General features: G+C 64.5%; 14 protein-coding genes and 3 pseudogenes. 14 read left to right on the top strand and 3 right to left on the bottom strand.

The features are described 5' to 3' along the window. Positions 1-254: 254 nt before the first annotated feature. The 11 genes and pseudogenes from YA0848_RS08475 to YA0848_RS08425 all read left to right on the top strand — a co-directional run bounded on the left by YA0848_RS08475 (position 255) and on the right by YA0848_RS08425 (position 12,920). Positions 255-1,198 (top strand): annotated as a pseudogene (locus tag YA0848_RS08475) (Mu transposase domain-containing protein). 486 nt (positions 1,199-1,684) lie between these two features. Beyond that, positions 1,685-3,283 carry a sigma-54 interaction domain-containing protein gene (locus tag YA0848_RS08470; RefSeq protein ID WP_031638094.1) on the top strand — a complete coding sequence of 533 codons (1,599 nt, stop codon included), beginning with the start codon at positions 1,685-1,687 and terminating at the stop codon, positions 3,281-3,283. 307 nt (positions 3,284-3,590) lie between these two features. Then, positions 3,591-4,148 carry an OsmC family protein gene (locus tag YA0848_RS08465; RefSeq protein ID WP_023109131.1) on the top strand — a complete coding sequence of 186 codons (558 nt, stop codon included), beginning with the start codon at positions 3,591-3,593 and terminating at the stop codon, positions 4,146-4,148. Between the two features lie 28 nt (positions 4,149-4,176). Beyond that, positions 4,177-5,319, top strand: coding sequence for an acyl-CoA dehydrogenase family protein (locus YA0848_RS08460; RefSeq protein WP_023109130.1), 1,143 nt, complete (start codon positions 4,177-4,179; stop codon positions 5,317-5,319). Continuing rightward, positions 5,316-6,650 carry an FAD-dependent oxidoreductase gene (locus YA0848_RS08455; protein WP_023109129.1) on the top strand — a complete coding sequence of 445 codons (1,335 nt, stop codon included), beginning with the start codon at positions 5,316-5,318 and terminating at the stop codon, positions 6,648-6,650. The genes YA0848_RS08460 and YA0848_RS08455 overlap by 4 nt, the downstream gene beginning before the upstream one ends. Positions 6,651-6,677: 27 nt before the next feature. Then, complete coding sequence (locus YA0848_RS08450) at positions 6,678-8,072, top strand: ABC transporter substrate-binding protein (protein ID WP_023109128.1); 1,395 nt, start codon at positions 6,678-6,680, stop codon at positions 8,070-8,072. Between the two features lie 10 nt (positions 8,073-8,082). Then, the gene (gene ntrB / locus YA0848_RS08445) at positions 8,083-8,937 is read left to right on the top strand and encodes a nitrate ABC transporter permease (protein ID WP_023109127.1); all 855 of its coding nucleotides are present in this window, start codon (positions 8,083-8,085) and stop codon (positions 8,935-8,937) included. Beyond that, positions 8,927-9,850, top strand: a complete 924-nt coding sequence (locus YA0848_RS08440; RefSeq protein WP_023109126.1) for an ABC transporter ATP-binding protein — start codon at positions 8,927-8,929, stop codon at positions 9,848-9,850. The genes ntrB and YA0848_RS08440 overlap by 11 nt, the downstream gene beginning before the upstream one ends. Before the next feature lie 98 nt (positions 9,851-9,948). Beyond that, the gene (locus YA0848_RS08435) at positions 9,949-11,190 is read left to right on the top strand and encodes an alginate export family protein (protein WP_023109125.1); all 1,242 of its coding nucleotides are present in this window, start codon (positions 9,949-9,951) and stop codon (positions 11,188-11,190) included. 35 nt (positions 11,191-11,225) lie between these two features. Next, the gene (locus YA0848_RS08430) at positions 11,226-12,041 is read left to right on the top strand and encodes a sulfite exporter TauE/SafE family protein (RefSeq protein ID WP_023109124.1); all 816 of its coding nucleotides are present in this window, start codon (positions 11,226-11,228) and stop codon (positions 12,039-12,041) included. A gap of 15 nt (positions 12,042-12,056) precedes the next feature. Beyond that, positions 12,057-12,920 (top strand): MBL fold metallo-hydrolase, encoded by an 864-nt coding sequence (locus YA0848_RS08425; protein ID WP_023109123.1) that lies wholly within the window; start codon positions 12,057-12,059, stop codon positions 12,918-12,920. Positions 12,921-13,241: 321 nt separating this feature from the next. Here YA0848_RS08425 and YA0848_RS08420 read toward each other — a convergent pair. Together YA0848_RS08420 and YA0848_RS08415 are read right to left on the bottom strand one after the other, a co-directional pair. Next, a pseudogene (locus tag YA0848_RS08420) lies at positions 13,242-14,799 on the bottom strand (IS3-like element ISPa31 family transposase). A 186-nt stretch (positions 14,800-14,985) separates the two neighbouring features. Beyond that, positions 14,986-15,465, bottom strand: coding sequence for a VOC family protein (locus YA0848_RS08415; protein WP_023109119.1), 480 nt, complete (start codon positions 15,463-15,465; stop codon positions 14,986-14,988). Between the two features lie 477 nt (positions 15,466-15,942). Here YA0848_RS08415 and YA0848_RS08410 point away from each other — a divergent pair, with 477 nt between their 5' ends. The 3 genes from YA0848_RS08410 (at position 15,943) to YA0848_RS08400 (ending at position 17,596) form a co-directional block, all read left to right on the top strand. After that, positions 15,943-16,500, top strand: coding sequence for an OsmC family protein (locus YA0848_RS08410; protein ID WP_023109118.1), 558 nt, complete (start codon positions 15,943-15,945; stop codon positions 16,498-16,500). Between the two features lie 84 nt (positions 16,501-16,584). After that, on the top strand, positions 16,585-17,034 hold the full coding sequence (gene cynS, locus YA0848_RS08405; RefSeq protein ID WP_023109117.1) for a cyanase: 450 nt from the start codon (positions 16,585-16,587) through the stop codon (positions 17,032-17,034). Between the two features lie 67 nt (positions 17,035-17,101). Then, on the top strand, positions 17,102-17,596 hold the full coding sequence (locus YA0848_RS08400) for a sulfurtransferase (protein ID WP_023109116.1): 495 nt from the start codon (positions 17,102-17,104) through the stop codon (positions 17,594-17,596). On the opposite strand, the pseudogene YA0848_RS08395 reads toward YA0848_RS08400, so the two are convergent. Further along, positions 17,519-17,929, bottom strand: a pseudogene (locus YA0848_RS08395) (Y-family DNA polymerase); the annotation flags it as partial. The gene YA0848_RS08400 and the pseudogene YA0848_RS08395 sit on opposite strands and share 78 nt — an antisense overlap. Between the last annotated feature and the right edge of the window lie 289 nt (positions 17,930-18,218).

Below are 18,218 nucleotides of genomic sequence, written 5' to 3'. Positions count from 1 at the left end.
TCGTGGTAAATAATCGGGAAATCGCCACGCCTAGGAGCAATGGGCTGAAGCACGCAAGATAAGAAAGTGTTTTTACACACTCTGGGCCACATCCGGACAGTGATTCCACGCTGATCCGGACACTCATTCCACGAGCATCCGGACACCGATTCCACGGCCATCCGGACACTTTCCAGGCAGGCAGCTACGCAGGATTTATTCACTACCATCGACCTCTTTTTCGAAGCAGAGAGGTCGTCGTGGAGCGTTTGTCCATGCGTAAAATCCGTGAGGTGTTGCGCCTCAAGTTCGATTGCGGGCTGTCTGTCCGTAAGATCTCCCGCAGTCTGGGCATAGGCCACAGCAGTGCCGGTGATTACCTCTGTCGCTTTGCCGCCAGCGGTCTAGCCTGGCCCTGCTCGTTGTCCGATTCCGAACTGGAACAGCAACTGTTCCCACTGGCCCCTGCGGTGCCCAGTGAGCAGCGGCCACTGCCTGATTGGTCTTGGGTGCACGCCGAGCTGCGTCGCCCCGGCGTGACCCTGGCGCTGCTCTGGCAGGAGTATCGCCTGAGCCAGCCGCAGGGTTTTCAGTACAGCTGGTTCTGCGAGCACTACCGGGCCTGGCAGGGCAAGCTGGACGTGGTGATGCGCCAGGAACATCGCGTCGGCGAGAAGTTGTTCGTCGACTACGCCGGGCAGACGGTGCCGGTGATGGGCACTACTACTCGGTGCCGTACCAACTGGTGAAGAAACAACTGGAAGTACGCCTGACAGCGCGCACGGTGGAGTGCTTCCACGCCAATCAGCGGGTGGCCAGCCATCTTCGCTCACCGCACAAGGGCCGGCACAGCACACAGGCCGAGCACATGCCCAAGAGCCATCGCGAGCACGCCGAGTGGACGCCACAACGGCTGATCCGCTGGGCTGAGCAGACCGGGCCGAACACCGCCGGCGTGATCCGGCACATCCTCGAACGGCGCATCCATCCGCAGCAGGGCTACCGGGCCTGCCTGGGCATCCTGCGCCTGGGCAAGACCCATGGCGAAGTGCGCTTGGAGTTGGCCTGCCGTCGCGCCATCAGCCTCGGTGCGTGCAGCTACAAGAGCCTCGAATCGATCCTGCGCCAGGGGCTGGAAAACCTGCCGCTGGCCCAGCAGCACCTGCCCCTGCTGCCGGACGACCACGCCAACCTGCGCGGCCCCGGCTACTACCACTGAACACAAGGAATCCCACCATGCTGCCCCATCCGACCCTGGACAAGCTGCAAACCCTGCGCCCGGTCTCAGCTGTGCTGGCGTCGCACTCGTTGCACCGTACGACTTTCTTCAGCCCTGCAGTCCGTCTCCGACAGAGAAAGCCGGGGGGGGGGAACCTAACAGCAGCCGGTTCAGGACGCTTACAGTCGAGCAGCAGGGTACGAATCAGTGACTCTTGCTCGGAGGTCAGGCTGCGGTGCTCCCCTGGCAGCGCCCCGCGTTGGCCACCCTCGATAGAGACCTCTTTGCCTTGGGGCTCCCCGGCTGCGACCCAATGCGGCACGGTGCGCAGATGAACTCCAACGGCTTGGCCGATGGCGCTGTAGGTATGCCTCTGCTCGTTGGCGTGATTCTTGCTGTTCGTCAAATAGCCCGGCATTGCCCTTAGCGTATTCCCCAGATACTCGGTAATGCACTGCGTCCTTCATGAAAGAGATCCAAGTCCGCATGCCAGATAACTCTAAAATCGACGACCTCAATAGCTCACCTGCCTTCTGGCGCTCACAGGAAATGCTCCTGCTGCAGCAGGTCATGGCCCTGGCGGGCAAGAGCCTCGCCGTCGAGCCGGTGTTCAAGGAAATGCTCCACCTGCTTTCCGAGCTGCTGGGCCTCAATCGTGGGCGGATCGTCCTGCTCGATGAGGATGGGCGTGGAGGGACCATTCGCTATGCGTATGGCCTGACCAAGGAGGAGGTGGTGCTCGGCCGCTATGCCTTGGACGAGGGGGTTACCGGCAGGGTGCTGGCGCATGGCCAGGTGACCATCGTGCAGGACATCGACAAGGAGCCGATCTTCCTCGGCCGCATGGTCGAACGCAGCAAGCTGCCGGCAGGGCCAGTGTCCTTCATCGCCCTGCCGATCCAGATCGGCCAGAAGACTGTCGGCGTGCTGGCCTGCCATCGCATCCGCATGCGAGCCCGGCCGCTGGCCGACGACCTGACCATACTGCGCATCCTGGCGACGCTGGCCGGACAGATGCTGCATCTGCACAGCTACATCGAGGAGAAGACTCTGGCCCTGGAACAGCGCAACGACATGCTGACCCGTGCCCTGCATGCCGATGCAACCCGTTATGGCATCGTCGGTACTTCCCCCGAACTGCTGCGGGCGATTTCCGAGCTGGAGCGGGTATCCAGTGCCACTGCCAGCGTGCTGCTGCTCGGTGAGTCTGGCAGCGGCAAGGAGCTGTTCGCCCGCGCCCTGCACCTGGCCAGTCCCCGCCGCGACAAGCCGTTCATCAAGGTTAATTGCGCCGCCATTCCCGATACCCTGTTCGAGTCCGAGCTATTTGGTTACGAGCGTGGTGCCTTCACTGGTGCCACGGCGTTGCGTGCGGGCTGGTTCGAACAAGCTGACGGCGGCACCATCTTTCTCGACGAGATTGGCGAGCTGCCGTTGGGAATGCAGGCTAAGCTGCTGCGCACCCTGCAGGAAGGCACCATCACCCGCCTGGGGGGCAAGCGGGAAATCCCGGTCGACGTGCGCCTGGTGGCAGCGACCAACCGTGACCTGGCGATCGAGGTCGCGCGGGGCCAGTTCCGCCAGGACCTCTACTACCGACTCAATGTCATCCCGATCCACCTGCCGTCGCTAGCCGAGCGGCGTAGCGACATTCCAGCCTTGGCCATGCACTTTCTCAACCGGGTCAACCAGGCCAACCAGCGCAACATCAGCCTGACCTCCGATGCCATCGCCCGTCTGCAGAATCACCCCTGGCCAGGCAACATCCGCGAGCTGTCCAACGTCATCGAGCGTGTGGTTTTGCTGGCCGATAAGTCGCCGCTGAATGCCGGCGATCTCGAACCCTTCTTGAACACTGGCGAGACGGTCGAGGAGGTGCAGGTACAGCCGGTCAGCAGCCGGCTGCAGGCAGAGCCATTGATGATGTCCTTGCCAATGCGCCCCTACGCCCCGGCTGGCTCGCACTCCGCTGATGCGTTGCAGCAGGCGCTGCTCCAGTGCGGGGGCAACAAGTCGCGTGCAGCCCAGCTTCTCGGTCTGACTTCGCGCCAGTTCAACTACCGCTGGCAGAAGCTCGGCCTGTAGGCCGCAGCCCGACTCTCCCCGCGTTTTCCTCCCTCAGGGCAGACCACGGGCTGCCCTGAGCGTTTCTGTCTCTGCAGTTTTGCTGCGTCGGGACCTGTCGACAATGTCGACAATGTTGCCAATTGGCTCTGTGCAAACCGCTGTCCGCTCCTCTGGTGAGGCGTTCGAAAGTCGGGGGTATTGGATTCAATCTATTGATTCTATTGATGTTTTCTGTGGTTTGTGCGGTTTGGCACGCCCCCTGCAATCAAGCATTCGACACCCGATGGAGCAGCCGCGCTGCTCACCAGATCCGCTGGAGAATGCCATGACCGCAGCAACCGCCACTTGCCCGAGCACCGTGAAAACCTACCTGAAGCCGATCGATCGCAACGGGCTGATGGCCTTCGCCGAGAAGGGGCGCAACAACCCGGCCACCCGTGGCACCAACAAGGTCCACTCCGTTATGCAAGGCATGTATCGCAGCCTGAGCTATGTCGGTGATCACCAGCCGGTAGTGGTCGACGAGCCGCTGCACCTGTTCGGCGAGGACACCGCGCCGGCCCCGGGCGAGATCGTCCTCTCCGGCCTCGGTGGCTGCCTGGCCGTGGGCATCACCGCGGTGGCCACCTGGAAGCAGGTGAAGCTGAGCAAGCTGGAAATTTTCCTCGAGGGCGATATCGGCAACCCGGCGGCCTGGGGTGCCGGTGGTGCCGAGATGGCGCCTGAGCAGATGGGCTTCCAGGCGATTCGCGTGAAGGTGCTGGTGGAGGGCGATGCGAGCCGCGAGGAGCTGGACGAAATCGTCAAGCACGCCAACTTCTACTCGCCGGTGGCCAACACCATGCGCAACCCGATTCCGTTCAGCATCGGCCTGGCCGACTGATCCAGCACACGCCTAGCCGGAGGATGCCATGAACAGTCTTGCAATCGCAGTTCCCACCACAACCACCGCCTGGACCGACGATGCCCGCGTGCTCGCCGACGTGGGCCGTATCGCCCGCGGTCCGCTGGCCCAACTGGTCAACCGCATCGACCACGAGGGCTACTACCCGCTCGATATCATGGCTGCCCTCGGCGAGAGCGGCGCACTGGGTGTGCATCTCGACAGCCACGGCGGCCGCTTCGGCCTGTCGCTGGCGGCTATGCAGGAGGTCAGCCGAACCTGCGGCTCGACCGGTTTCCTGACCTGGTGCCACGACGTCTGCGGCCTGTACATGGAGCAGTCGGGCAACCCGGCGCTGCTGTCACGGCTGAACGACCATGCCATGGGGCGGACGTTCGGCGGCACCGCGCTGTCCAACCCGATGAAGTCGCTGGCCGGCATCGAAAACATGCTGCTGCGCGCCCGCAAGGTGCCGGGCGGCTACAAGGTCAGTGGTTCGCTGCCCTGGGTCAGCCACATCGCCAAGGGCCAGTACTGCGGCGCGATCGCCGCGGTGGAGCGCGACGACGGCTCGCGCTCCCACGAGATCATGTTCCTGCTCGATCTCGACGAGCGCGCCGAGCTCAAGGCCTGCCCGGAGTTCTCCGCAATGGAGGGCACCAGCACCTGGCGCATCCAGCTCAATGACTACTTCGTCGGCGAGGACAGCATGATCGCCGACCCGGCCCGCCCGTTCATCGCCCGCATCCGCGCCGCCTTCGTGCTGCTGCAAGCCGGCATGGCCACCGGCATCGTCCAGGGCAGCCTCGACTCGATCCGCGAGGTCGAGCCGGTGCTCGGCCACGTCAACCGCTTCCTGCACGACGGCCCGGACGAGCTGCAGGCCGAGTTCGACGAGTTGGGCGGGCGGATCATGAAGCTGGCGCAAAGCCCCTTCGACGGCAGCAAGGACTTCATGCTGGAGGTGCTCGACGCCCGCACCCAGGGCGCCGAGCTGGCCCTGCGCGCCTCGCAGTCATCCCTGATGCACCAGGGGGCGCGCGGCTACCTGAAGAGCGCCGCGCCGCAGCGGCGCATCCGCGAGGCGCAGTTCGTCGCCATCGTCACTCCGGCGATCAAGCATCTGCGCTGGGAGATGGCCCGCCTGATGAAAGAGGAGATGCCGGCATGAGCGCCATCACCCAAGCCTGGCGGCAGTTCATCTGTCGCGCCTGCGGCCTGATTTACGACGAGGAGATGGGTGATCCGGACAGCGGCCTGGCCCCCGGCACCCGCTTCGAGGACATCCCCGAAGACTGGGAATGCCCGCTGTGCGGCGTGACCAAGCTGGACTTCGAGCCTTTCGTCAGACGCGATGCCGCGCCCGCCTGTGCGGTGCAGGGCGCGCCGCAGGGCAGGGGAGTAGTGGTGGTCGGCGCCGGCCTAGCTGGCTGGGCCACCGTCGAAGCCCTGCGTGAGCTGGATGCCGAGGTGCCGATCACCCTGATCAGCGCCTGTAAGGGCGACCTCTACCACAAGCCGGAACTGTCGGTGGCGCTGAGCCGCGGCCAAACGCCCGAGGCACTGGTCCGCGAGACGGCGGCTGACGCCGCCCGCCGCCTGGGGGTGCGCTTGTACACGGAGACCTTCGTGGTCGGCCTGGCCCCGGCGCTCCACCAACTGCGTACCACCCGCGGCACCCTGGCGTACACCCAGCTGGTGCTGGCCCAGGGCGCGCGTCCTGCACTGCCGGCCGCGCTTCCGCCGGCGCTGTGCTGGCGAGTCAACGACCTGGCCGGCTGGAGCGGCCTGCAGGCACAGCTGGCCAAGGCGCCGCAGCGGGTGGCCATCGTCGGCGCCGGCATGGTCGGTTGCGAACTGGCCGAGGACTTCGCCCGCGCCGGCCATCAAGTGACTCTGCTGGACCGCCTTGCCCTGCCGCTGGCGGGCCTGTTGCCTGAGATTGCGGCACAGCGCCTGCGCCAGAGCCAGGAGCGCCTCGGCGTCAGCTATCTCGGTGCTGTCCAGGTCGCAGGCATCAGCGCCCAGGACGATGGCAGCAAGCTCATCACCACCCAGTGCGGCCAGAGCCTGGTCGTCGATCAGGTCGTCGCCGCCACCGGCCTGGTGACCGATGACCGTCTGGCGCGGATTGCCGGGCTGGCCTTCGACAAGGGCATCCGGGTCGACCCCTGCACCCTGCAGACCAGTGCCGCGGATGTCTACGCGCTGGGCGACTGTGTCAGTCTGGACGGCGCAGCCTGCCGCTTCATCGAACCGATCGCTCGGCAGGCGAGGGCGATTGCCCATGCCGTGCTCGGCAGGGCTGGCGAGAGCTACGCCCACAGCCAGCCAGTGATCCGCCTGAAGACCCGCTCCCTGCCCATCGAGATGCATGGCACGCCTTGTGCTGAGGGCGAGTGGCTTGTGGTGCGTGAAGACGACAGCTGCCTGCTGATGGAGCAGCTGGTCGACGGCCGTACCGCTTCAACCTTGCGTATAGGTCAGGCCAAAGCAGCCTGAGCCAATGACCCAAAAGAGGGCACAGTCATGACCGATAAGAATTTCTTCCGCCCCTATTCGGAGCACAGCAGCCTGTCCGGCTGCACCTGCGGGGCTCACGGCAGTCAGCAGGAGCATGATCTGCAGGTCGAGCGGGAGCGTCTGGCCCGTGCTCGCGACAGCGAAAGCCTGTCCCGCGACTTCGTCGAAGCCGCCGCGGTGCGTGCACTGATCCCCCACGACGCCACCCGCCGCCGCTTCCTCAAGGCGGTGGGCATGGGCACCGCGATGGCGGCCATCGCCAGCGTGCTGCCGCTGCAGTCGCTGCAGGCGATGGCCGGGGAAAAAGGCCCGCTGGAGAAGAAGAACCTGAAGATCGGCTTCATCCCGATCAACTGCGCCACGCCGCTGATCATGGCCGACCCGATGGGCTTCTATAAGGAGCAGGGCCTGTCGGTCAGTCTGCAGAAGACCGCCGGCTGGGCGCTGGTGCGCGACAACATGCTCAATGGCGAACTGGATGCCTCGCACTTCCTGGCGCCGATGCCGCTGGCCATCTCCATGGGCCTGGGCTCCAGTCCGCAACCGATGCGCGTGGCGACCATCCAGAACACCAACGGTCAGGCCATCACCCTGGCGCTCAAGCACAAGGACAACCGCGATCCGCGCAACTGGAAGGGTTTCAAGTTCGCCATCCCCTTCGAGTTTTCCATGCACAACTTCCTGCTGCGCTACTACCTGGCCGAGCATGGCCTGGACCCGGATCGCGATGTGCAGCTGCGGGTGACCCCGCCGGCGGAAATGATCGCCAACCTGCGCGCCGGCAACATCGACGGCTTCCTCGGCCCGGACCCGTTCAACCAGCGCGCGGTGTACGACGGCATCGGTTTCATCCACATCCTCTCCAAGGAGATCTGGGATGGCCATCCGTGCTGCTCCTTCGGCACCTCGCAGGCGTTCATCGAGCAGAACCCGAATACCTTCGCCGCGCTGTACCGCGCCATCCTCAATGCCGCGTCGGCGGCCAGCGACCCGGCCAACCTGCCGACGATTTCCCAGGCCATCTCCACGCCGAACTACCTCAACCAGCCGGAGATCGTCATTCGCCAGGCGCTGACCGGGCGCTATGCCGACGGCCTCGGCAATGTGCGGAACGAGCCGGACCGCGCCGGCTTTGATGCGATGCCCTGGTACTCCATGGCGACCTGGATGCTGACCCAGATGAAGCGCTGGGGTTACGTGAAGGGCGAGATGAATTTCAACGCGCTGGCCGAGCAGGTGTTCCTGATGACCGACGCCCGCAAGCAGATGGCCGCGCTGGCGATGAGCGAGGCCAATGCCGAACCGGCGTCCGGCTACAAGAGCTTCTCGGTGATGGGCCGACCGTTCGATCCGCGCCAGCCGCAGGCCTATCTGGATGGCTTCGCCATCAAGCGCAGCTAAGGAGCACGTCATGAGCAAATCGATAAACATGAAAGCCGCGCTGCTGTCCTTCGTGATGCTGCTGGTGCTGCTGCTTGTCTGGCAGGCGGCGACCCTGCCAGCCAAGCAGACTGCCGCAAGCGAGATGGATGAGGAGTACGCGCTGCTGATGGGCCATGCCCTCGGCGGCGAAACCAAGGCGGTCAACGGCATGCCGACCCCGGTGCAGTTCGCCGGCCTGGCCTGGAAGCAGCTCAGCGACCCCTTCTATGACAACGGTCCGAACGACAAGGGCATCGGCATCCAGCTGGCCCATTCGCTGGGGCGCGTGGGGCTCGGCTACCTGATCGCCGCGCTGGTGGCGATCCCGCTGGGCTTCGTGATCGGCATGTCGCCGCTGCTCTACAAGGCCTTCGATCCGTTCATCCAGGTGCTCAAGCCCATTTCGCCGCTGGCCTGGATGCCTATCGCGCTCTACACCATCAAGGACTCCACCACCTCGGCGATCTTCGTGATCTTCATCTGCTCGGTCTGGCCGATGCTGATCAACACCGCCTTCGGGGTCGCCGGGGTGCGCAAGGACTGGCTCAACGTCGCCCGCACCCTGGAGGTCGGCCCGCTGCGCAAGGCCTTCCAGGTGATTTTGCCGGCCGCCGCGCCGACCATCATCACCGGCATGCGCATTTCCATGGGCATCGCCTGGCTGGTCATCGTCGCTGCGGAAATGCTGATCGGCGGTACCGGCATCGGCTACTTCGTCTGGAACGAGTGGAACAACCTGTCCCTGGGCAACGTGATCTTCGCCGTCCTGATGATCGGCGTGATCGGCATGCTCCTCGATCTCCTGTTCGCCAACCTGCAAAAGAAGGTGACTTATGCCGAATGAAGCCCACACGCACAACGTCCCCTTCATCAAGGTCGAAGGGCTGACCAAGCGCTACCGCGACGACCTGCCGCCGGTGTTCGAGAACATCAACTTCAGCATCCAGCAGGGCGAGTTCATCTGCGTGATCGGCCACTCCGGCTGCGGCAAGAGCACCATCCTCAACGTCATCGCCGGCCTGGAAGAGGCCAGCAGCGGCGGGGTGGTGATGGCCGGCAAGGAGATCTCCGGCCCCAGCCTGGACCGTGGCGTGGTATTCCAGAGCCACGCGCTGCTGCCCTGGCTGAGCGTGGAGCGGAACATCGCCTTCGCCGTGCGCTCGCGCTACCCGGACTGGTCGCGCAAGCAGATCGCCGAGCATGGCGCCCGCTTCCTCGACATGGTCGGCCTCAAGGCCGCCGCGCAGAAGAAGCCCAGCGAACTGTCCGGCGGCATGAAGCAGCGCGTCGGGATCGCCCGCGCCTTCGCCGTGGAGCCGAAGATGCTGCTGATGGACGAGCCATTCGGCGCGCTGGATGCGTTGACCCGTGGGGTGATTCAGGACGAGCTGCTGAAGATCTGCTCCGCCACCCGGCAGACGGTGTTCATGATCACCCACGATGTCGACGAGTCGATCCTGCTGGCCGACAAGATCATGCTGATGAGCAACGGCCCCCATGCGCGGGTGGCCGAGATCGTCATCAACACCCTGCCGCGTGATCGCAGCCGCGAAACCATGCACCACGACCCGCAGTTCTACCGCATCCGCAACCACCTGGTGGACTTCCTGGTGCGCCGTTCCAAGGTCATCCAGCAGAGCGGGGCGCCGGCGCAGGCCAGTGGCGAGCCGTTGATCGTGCGGCCGGGGCTGGAGAGTGACGAACCGCCGCCCGGCCCCGAGCAACCGCAGACCTCCAGGATGCGCGTCGTCGCCTGATTGACCACTCTGTAACGCCCCTTCCCGATCCTCCGAAACAGCCGCCAGATGGCGGCACGGGAAAGGTGCGCCCTGAAACATTTCCAGGAGAGCCACCCATGCGTGCCAACCCCCTGCTGCTGTGCCCCCTGTTGCTGGCCTCGACTGCGCCAGCTGTAGCCCAGCCCGAAGAAGCCCTTGCCAACCTGCTTACCCAGGGCAAGCCGATCCTCGATCTGCGTTATCGCTACGAGCACGTCGATCAGGACAACGCCCTCGACCATGCCAACGCACAGACCCTGCGCACACGCGCCGGCTTCCAGAGCGGGAGCTGGTACGGCTTCTCCGGGGTGCTCGAGGTCGACAACCTCAACCGCATCGGCGACGAGCGCTTCAACGATACCCGCAATGGTCGCGGCAATTACTCGGTGGTGGGCGACCCCGACGGTACTGAAATCAACCAGGCACTGCTGCGCTACGACCATGCGCAGGGAAGCGCTGTGGCCGGCCGCCAGCGCATCGAGCTGGACAATCAGCGCTTCGTCGGCGGTGTCGCCTGGCGGCAGAACGAGCAGACCTACGACGGCTTCCTTGGCCAGCTCAAGCCGCTGGACCAGCTGACCCTGACCTACGCCTACCTCGACAACATCAACACCACGTTCGGCCCCGACGGCCAGCACGGCTATCCGACCAATCCGGCGAACATCGAGGGGCACAGTCACCTGTTCAACGTCGCCTATGCTTGGCGCCCGGAGCTGAAGGTCACCGCCTACAGCTACCTGCTCGGCCTCGACAACCTGGCGGTGGCGCCAACCGCGGCGCCGGGCAGCCAGTCCAGCCGTACCAGCGGTGTGCGTCTCGCCGGCGCGCGGGAGGGCTTCAGCTACACCCTGGAATATGCCCGCCAGCGCGACTACGGCAACAATCCGCTGGACCTGAACGGCCACTACTTCCTCGGCGAGCTGGGCTACCAGCAGGGCGGCTACCTGGCCAAGGTCGGCTACGAGGTGCTCGGCGGGGAGGAAGGTGCCGGCAATCGCGCCTTCCAGACGCCGCTGGCGACCAAGCACCAGTTCCAGGGCTGGGCCGACCTGTTCCTCATCACCCCGGCAGCCGGTATCCGCGACAGCTATGTCGGCGGCAGCGTGCCCCTGCTGGGCGGCAGCCTGCAGGCCTGGTACCACGACTTCCGGGCCGACCAGGGGGGCGACAGCTACGGCCAGGAGCTGGACGTGGCCTACAGCCGACCGATCCCCTATGTGAAGAACCTGGTGGCCATGGCCAAGTACGCCCGCTACGACGCCGACGAGTTCGCGGTGGATACCGACAAGTTCTGGGTACAGATGCAGTACCGCTACTGATCGGCGACGGGCGCCGCTCAGGCGCAGGAGGACGCATGTTGCTGGAAAGCCTTTACGGCCTGGGTGTGGGCCTGGCGCTGGGCATGACCGGGGGAGGCGGGGTGCTGGCCGTGCCGGCGCTGGTGCTCGGCTTGGGCTACAGCCTGCCCGAAGCGGCGCCGGTGGCGCTGGTCGCGGTGGGCGTTTCGGCCTTCCTCGGCGGTCTGGATGGCCTGCGTCGCGGGTTGGTGCGCTACAAGGCCGCGCTGCTGATGGCGCTCGGCGGCGCACTCTGCGCGCCGCTCGGGCTGCGCTTGGCGGCTGTCCTGCCGGTGGCGGCGCTGATGCTGCTGTTCTGCGCCGTGCTGCTGCTGATCGCCGGGCGCATGGCGAGCCAGGCCCTGAGCAGACCCGCGCAGGAAGCGGTACCCGAGGCCTTGCGCAGAAACTGCATGCTCAACGCTGAGACCGGGCGCTTTCGCTGGAATTCGCGGTGCTTCTTCAGCTTGTCCGCCCTCGGTGGCCTGTCGGGGCTGTTCAGCGGCCTGCTCGGCGTCGGCGGCGGCTTCCTGATCGTCCCCGGGGTGCGCCAGTTCAGCAACCTCGGCATGCACGGCATCGTCGCCACCTCGCTGCTGGTGATCGCGCTGATCTCCGCCACTACGGTTGCCGGCTTCCTCTGGTCAGGCGGCAGCCTGTCCGCTGCGGCCTGGGTGTTCATCGCCGGGTCCGGCTGCGGGATGCTCGGCGGCCGCCTGCTGGCCCCACGGGTGCCGGCCCGCTACCTGCAACTGGGTTTCGCCCTGCTCGCCGGCCTGGCCGCGCTGATGCTGCTGGGCAAGACGCTCATGTCCCTTTTTCCGCTTCACTGAACCCAGGAGCCCGCCATGCAGCCCCATGTGGAAAGCTTTTTCGACGCGCAAACCTCGACCTTCAGCCATGTGCTGCACGCCGGGCCAGGCACGCCCTGCGCCATCATCGATTCGGTGCTCGGCTATGACCCGAAATCCGCGCGCACCGATACCCGGGCGGCCGATGGCATTCTCGCTTACGTCCAGCAGCAACGGCTTGTGGTGCACTGGCTGCTGGAAACCCATGCCCATGCCGATCACCTGTCCGCCGCCGCCTACCTGCGCCAGCGCCTGGGCGGCAGGATCGGCGCCAGCGAGGCGATCCGTAACGTGCAGAAGGTATTCATGGGCATCTACAACCTGCCCGCCGACTACTGCGCGGAGCACGGCCAGTTCGATCACCTGTTCCAGGCCGACGAGGCCTTCACCATCGGCGAACTGCGTGCCCGCGCTCTGCACGTGCCCGGGCATACGCCGGCGGATCTGGCGTTCCAGATCGAAGAGCGTCTGGTATTCGTCGGTGACACCCTGTTCCCGCCGGATGTCGGTACCGCCCGCTGCGACTTCCCGGGAGGCTGCGCCGCCCAGCTATATCGCTCGATCCGCCGCCTTCTCGCCCTGCCGGGAGAGACCCGCCTGTTCATGTGTCACGACTACCCGCCGTCTGGGCGCAAGCCGATTGCCGAGTGCTCGGTGGCCGAGCAGCGCGCGGCGAACATTCACATGCATGATGGCGTGGGCGAGGGGGACTTCGTTGCCATGCGCAACCAGCGCGACGCGCAGCTCGACATGCCCAACCTGCTGCTGCCCTCGATCCAGGTGAACATCCGGGCCGGCGTGCTGCCTGAGCCTGAGGGCAATGGGGTGCGTTATCTGAAGATGCCGCTTGATGTGCTCTGAGGAGCTGTTACAGGACGGGGTGCGTGAGGTAGATAGCCAGGGGCGGTTAGCAGCCCTGGTCTATGAACGAAAGGAGAGAGAAGGGTAGGTGTCGACCCGAAGTGGCCAGTGGCGACAGGCAGAAATCGGCCGATTCTGTTGAAAAAGGCGGTCTTTGCTGGAGCCGCTTTCAATCGTTCAAAAAACGCACGGTTTTGGCGTTGCTACGCGAATTCTGAAGCAGACTCGGTGCGGAGCTGCTTCAGATTTCAACGTCAGCGGCCTACTTTCGCACGCAGAAATCCGGCGTTTTTCAAGATAGTTGTCGCGTCGACCGTGTTTTCAGGCCGCCTTTTTCTGCGGCTGTTGTTCCTGCTCCCGCTCGGGGTTGAGTGTCACCGCTCCGACCGGCGTCCAGTTGCGTGTGGTGCCTGACCAGCGCTCCGGCATGCGCTGGCGGGCTTCTTGGTACAGCGCATGGCGATGGGCCAGCGCGCGGTGATCTTCACCCCGATGGCGCTCTGCCGGTGTCACGAAACCGATGCGGCTGTGCCGGTGCTCGTGGTTGTACCAGCGGATGAAATCTCTCACCCAGCAACGTGCCGCTTCCAGGTCGGCGAAGCCTTGTTTCGGCCACTGCGGGCAGTATTTCAGCGTGCGGAACAGCGATTCCGAGTAGGGGTTGTCGTCGCTCACCCGCGGGCGGTTGTGCGACGGCGTGACGCCCAGGTCGTACATCTTTTGCAGCATGGTCGCCGATTTCATCGGTGCACCGTTGTCCGAGTGCAGTACCGGCGGCTTGAGCAGGCACTGCTCGCTGAGCACGCTGCGTTGCAGCAGCATGGCACCCAGCTCGCCGCTTTCCTGTTCGTGGACCTCCCAGCCCACCGCCTTGCGGCTGTAGATGTCCTCGATCAGGTACAGGTAGAAATACTTCCCGCGTACCGCCGCCGGGAGATAGGTGATGTCCCATGACCAGACCTGATTGGCGGCGGTCGCTACATGGCTGGTCGGCGCTTTCACCGTGCGCGGTGGCTGGCTGCGACCGCGGCGATGCTGCTGATCGGCTGCGTGCAGGACGCGGTAGAACGTCGACTCCGAGGCCAGGTAACGCCCGGCATCCGCCAGCCTCGGCACGATCTGGCTGGGCGGCAGATGCGCGTATTCCGGGCTGTTGCAGACGGCCAGGATGGCTTCGCGCTCAGCCGGGCTCAGTGCATTGCGCGGCACCGGTCGCTTGGCTGTGGGGCGGGCATCAGCGCGCACGACGTTCTCCTCGGTCCAGCGTTGCAGGGTGCGCAGGGACACGCTCAGCTCCTTGCAGGCCAACGTTTTACGGGCACCTGCGGCGACGGCTTCGTTCAGCCATTCAACGAGTTTCTGCCGTTCTGGCAGCGGGATCAGTTGTCCTCGCTGTCGTTGCCCCAGTAGGCGTTCAGCTTTTTTCGCAGCACCAGAATCGCTGCCGCCTCGGCCAACGCCTTGTCCTTGCGGCGCAGCTCGCGCTCCAGCTCACGGATGCGTTTCTTGTCTGCCTTGGCTTGCTCGCGCTCGGCCTGTCGCTGCGCCTGTGCCGACTGCTGGCCGCTGATGCACGCCTGCCGCCAGGTCTGCACCTGCTCGGGGTAGAGCCCCTTACGTCGGCAGTACTCGCTCAGTTCGATTTCGACAGCGCAGCGGTTTCCAGCACGACGGCGAACTTGGCCTCGGCCGACCAGTCATCGGGCAGTTTCTTGTCTCCTGGCACGGGGGCTCCTTCAGCCTTGGCCTGTTTGCGCCAAGCATACAGGGTCATCTCGGAGACGCCTTCCTGGCGGGCGACCTCAGCCACGGACAGGTTGATCGGTGGCAGCAGCTTCTTCAGCAGGGCAGCTTTTCGTTCAGCAGAGTAACGCGGCATTGCATGGCTCTTTCCGCCCCCGGGGTTCAGTTTGGGTGAATCCGATCAGGCGACAACTATCCTGACACCGGGGGAATCGTAGAGGGACTTTTTCAACAGAATCGGCCGACTGCTGCCGGTCGAGAGAGGCCGCAGTCGACTCGATGCGGCCGTTCGCGGAGGGCGCAAGCCGGCGCCCGTCGAGCGTCAGCCGCGACGAGCCGCTTCGATCGCGGCGATGTCGATCTTGCTCATCTGCATCATCGCGTCGAATGCGCGCTTGGCCGCCGCGTGGTCGGGGTCGGCCAGTGCGTCCGTGAGGGCGCGTGGTGTGATCTGCCACGACACCCCCCATTTGTCCCTGCACCAGCCGCATGCGCTTTCCTGACCCCCGTTGCCAATGATCGCGTTCCACAGGCGGTCGGTTTCGGCTTGGTCGTCGGTGGCGACCTGGAATGAGAACGCCTCGTTGTGCTTGATCCCCGGTCCGCCGTTGAGGCCCATGCAAGGGATGCCCAGCACGGTGAACTCGACCACCAGGACATCGCCCTGCTTGCCGGCGGGATAGTCGCCGGGCGCGCGAACGATGGCTCCCACAGCGCTGTCCGGAAATGTTTCGGCGTAGAACCTCGCGGCGTCCGCTGCGGTGCCGTCGTACCAGAGGCAGATACTGTTCTTGCTGACCATGCTCGTCTCCAACGGGTGAGCGAAGGCTAGCCGAGCTTTTGGGTAACTGACGTCTCCTGTGTGAGCCTGCGCGCCATCGCGAACGGCTTTACATGGCTGAAACAGGCCGCCGGTTTGGTCGTGAGTGAGGCAGGTCGTGGCCGCCGCCCCTCACGATGCCCCTACATGCGGTCATGCGTCTTCGAGCGGGCCGTTCCAGCAATCATGGGCGCCGGCCGAGTAGACCAACCCGCAACCTGAGCCCGTTAACGGGCTGACAATGGCGACAATGTAAACAATGTCATTCGCCGGCTATATCCAGGGCTTGCGCTAAGCAAGGCTGCGGGAGAACCGTATTTATCAGGTAACTATTTGATTTAAAAGTAATAAAAATCATATTTCGGCGGCATGGCGTGACTTGGCACAGCCGCTGCAAAAGAGCATTCGAGTCCAAAAGAGCAGGCCAACTGCTCGATCAAAAATCCGATGGAGAATGCCATGTCTGCAGCAACCGCCACTTGCCCGACCACCGTCAAGACCTACCTGAAGCCGATTGATCGCGACGGGCTGATGGCCTTCGCCGAGAAGGGCCGCAACAACCCGGCCACCCGTGGCACCAACAAGGTCCACTCCGTCATGCAGGGCATGTACCGCAGCCTGAGCTATGTCGGCAACCACGAAGCCGTGGTGGTGGACGAGCCGCTGCACCTGTTCGGCGAGGACACCGCGCCGGCGCCGGGCGAGATTGTCCTCTCCGGTCTGGGCGGTTGCCTGGCTGTGGGCATCACCGCAGTGGCCACCTGGAAGCAGGTGAAGCTGACCAAGCTGGAAATCTTCCTTGAAGGTGATATCGGCAACCCGGCGGCCTGGGGTGCCGGTGGTGCCGAGATGCAGCCTGAGCAGATGGGTTTTCAGGCGATTCGCGTGAAGGTGCTGGTGGAGGGTGATGCGAGTCGCGAGGAGCTGGACGAGATCGTCAAGCACGCCAACTTCTACTCGCCGGTGGCCAACACCATGCGCAACCCGATCCCGTTCAGCATCGGCCTGGCCGACTGAGACTGACGCGCCGCGCCGCGACCGTTTTACGGGCAATCGCCAGTGCGGCGCTGCCCGGATACCGAACCCAATGAGGAACGCACCATGATTTCCAGCCGCGAAGAAGTGACCAAACTGATCCTGGCCGCCAAGGTCAGCAAGGGTCTGAAGTGGAGCCATGTGGCCGAGGCCATCGGCCTGTCCAAGGAGTGGACCACGGCCGGCTGCCTGGGCCAGATGACCTTCGACAAGCCCCAGGCGGAAACCCTCGGCACGCTGTTCGACCTGCCCGACGAGGCGGTGGCCTGGCTGCAGATCGTGCCGTACAAGGGCTCGCTGCCGAGCGCGGTGCCCACCGACCCGCTGATCTACCGCTGGTACGAGATCGTCAGCATCTACGGCACCACCATCAAGGAGCTGATCCACGAGGAGTTCGGCGACGGCATCATGAGCGCCATCGACTTCTCCATGGATATCCAGCGCCAGGCCGACCCGAAGGGCGACCGAGTCAACGTAGTGCTGTCCGGCAAGTTCCTGCCGTACAAGAGCTACTGATTCCTGCTGCAGCCCATGCTCTCGGCCAGTTTCAGGCTGGCCGGAGCAAACCGGAGAGGATGGAACCATGAGCAACAAAGTGCTTTTCGGGCCCGACGAAGCGGCAGCCTTGATGCAAGCTGGCAAGGCCGTGCTGATCGACATCCGCGACCCCGAAAGTTATCAGGCCGGGCACATCGTCGGCGCGGTCAATGTGCCGGATGTCTTTTCCTACCTGGCGCAAACCAGCCCCGAGGGGCTGCAGGCCTTGCAGGCGCAATTCGCCGAGCTGTTCGGCAACGCCGGTCTGGATGGCGAGAAAGTCGCCATCGTCTACGAAGATGCGCTGAATACCCGCTATGGCGGATCGTGCCGCGGCTTCTGGCTGTTGCAGTACCTCGGCTACCCGAAGGTCGGCATCCTCGATGGTGGTCTGCGGGCCTGGAAGGCATTCGGCGGCACGGTCGACATCGCGACGGTAACCCCCGCAGCGGCGTGCTTCTACCTCCGCAAGGTGCAGACACGAGATCCCGCGCAACTCGCGAGCCGTTTTTTCCAACACCACACTGAACTGCTGGCGTAGTGACGCCGGGTCGTACTGCGCCAGGTCCCAGGCCGTCTTAATGCCCAGCGGCTTAAGCCGCGCGGTCAGCCGGCGACCGACGCCCCACACTTCGCTTACCTCGGTCATCTGCAGTAGTCGATCGCGCCTAGACGGGTCGCGAAGGTCAATCACCCCTTCCGATTTACGCCAAGTCTTGGCCGCCCAATTGGCCAATTTTGCGAGCGTCTTTGTGGGCCCGATGCCAACGCCAACCGGGATGCCGGTCCACAGCAGGATCCGCGCCCTCGCCTCGCGCCCCAGCTGGACCATATCACCCGGCATGCCGGTCAGGTCGGCAAACGCCTCGTCGATGTAAAGGAAAGAAGAATAGCTATGGACATGGCTGCATGCTTAGTCACACCGCAAGCTTGAACCACAGCTGGTTGTCCATAGGCAATAGCCTTTTTCATGTGATGTGGATCAGTCATGTCCATGGCATATCGGGTGACCCTGCCATGCTCACAGGCCGGGTGCAGGGGCCGACCACAGCGTTCGCTTTACCTCGACGCGTCAACGAAAGCGAGGCGATAGGCAGATAACGGCCCAGAGTGTGTAAAAACTCTTTCTTATCGTGCGTGCTTCAGCCCATTGCTCCTGGGCG

Source organism: Pseudomonas sp. S4_EA_1b (assembly GCF_016307435.1).
Lineage (GTDB): Bacteria > Pseudomonadota > Gammaproteobacteria > Pseudomonadales > Pseudomonadaceae > Aquipseudomonas > Aquipseudomonas rhodesiae.
The sequence above is the reverse complement of the archived record's forward strand: the minus strand, read 5'-3'. Positions and strand labels throughout refer to the sequence as shown.

What these genes read in the sequence shown, in the direction of transcription:
- YA0848_RS08400 (WP_023109116.1), top strand. Translation starts at nt 17,102, where the DNA reads ATGAGCAACAAAGTGCTTTTCGGGCCCGACGAAGCGGCAGCCTTGATG.
- YA0848_RS08440 (WP_023109126.1), top strand. Translation starts at nt 8,927, where the DNA reads ATGCCGAATGAAGCCCACACGCACAACGTCCCCTTCATCAAGGTCGAA.
- YA0848_RS08470 (WP_031638094.1), top strand. Translation starts at nt 1,685, where the DNA reads ATGCCAGATAACTCTAAAATCGACGACCTCAATAGCTCACCTGCCTTC.
- YA0848_RS08415 (WP_023109119.1), bottom strand. Translation starts at nt 15,465, where the DNA reads ATGGTCAGCAAGAACAGTATCTGCCTCTGGTACGACGGCACCGCAGCG.
- cynS (WP_023109117.1), top strand. Translation starts at nt 16,585, where the DNA reads ATGATTTCCAGCCGCGAAGAAGTGACCAAACTGATCCTGGCCGCCAAG.
- YA0848_RS08430 (WP_023109124.1), top strand. Translation starts at nt 11,226, where the DNA reads ATGTTGCTGGAAAGCCTTTACGGCCTGGGTGTGGGCCTGGCGCTGGGC.
- YA0848_RS08410 (WP_023109118.1), top strand. Translation starts at nt 15,943, where the DNA reads ATGTCTGCAGCAACCGCCACTTGCCCGACCACCGTCAAGACCTACCTG.
- YA0848_RS08425 (WP_023109123.1), top strand. Translation starts at nt 12,057, where the DNA reads ATGCAGCCCCATGTGGAAAGCTTTTTCGACGCGCAAACCTCGACCTTC.
- YA0848_RS08455 (WP_023109129.1), top strand. Translation starts at nt 5,316, where the DNA reads ATGAGCGCCATCACCCAAGCCTGGCGGCAGTTCATCTGTCGCGCCTGC.
- YA0848_RS08450 (WP_023109128.1), top strand. Translation starts at nt 6,678, where the DNA reads ATGACCGATAAGAATTTCTTCCGCCCCTATTCGGAGCACAGCAGCCTG.
- ntrB (WP_023109127.1), top strand. Translation starts at nt 8,083, where the DNA reads ATGAGCAAATCGATAAACATGAAAGCCGCGCTGCTGTCCTTCGTGATG.
- YA0848_RS08435 (WP_023109125.1), top strand. Translation starts at nt 9,949, where the DNA reads ATGCGTGCCAACCCCCTGCTGCTGTGCCCCCTGTTGCTGGCCTCGACT.
- YA0848_RS08460 (WP_023109130.1), top strand. Translation starts at nt 4,177, where the DNA reads ATGAACAGTCTTGCAATCGCAGTTCCCACCACAACCACCGCCTGGACC.
- YA0848_RS08465 (WP_023109131.1), top strand. Translation starts at nt 3,591, where the DNA reads ATGACCGCAGCAACCGCCACTTGCCCGAGCACCGTGAAAACCTACCTG.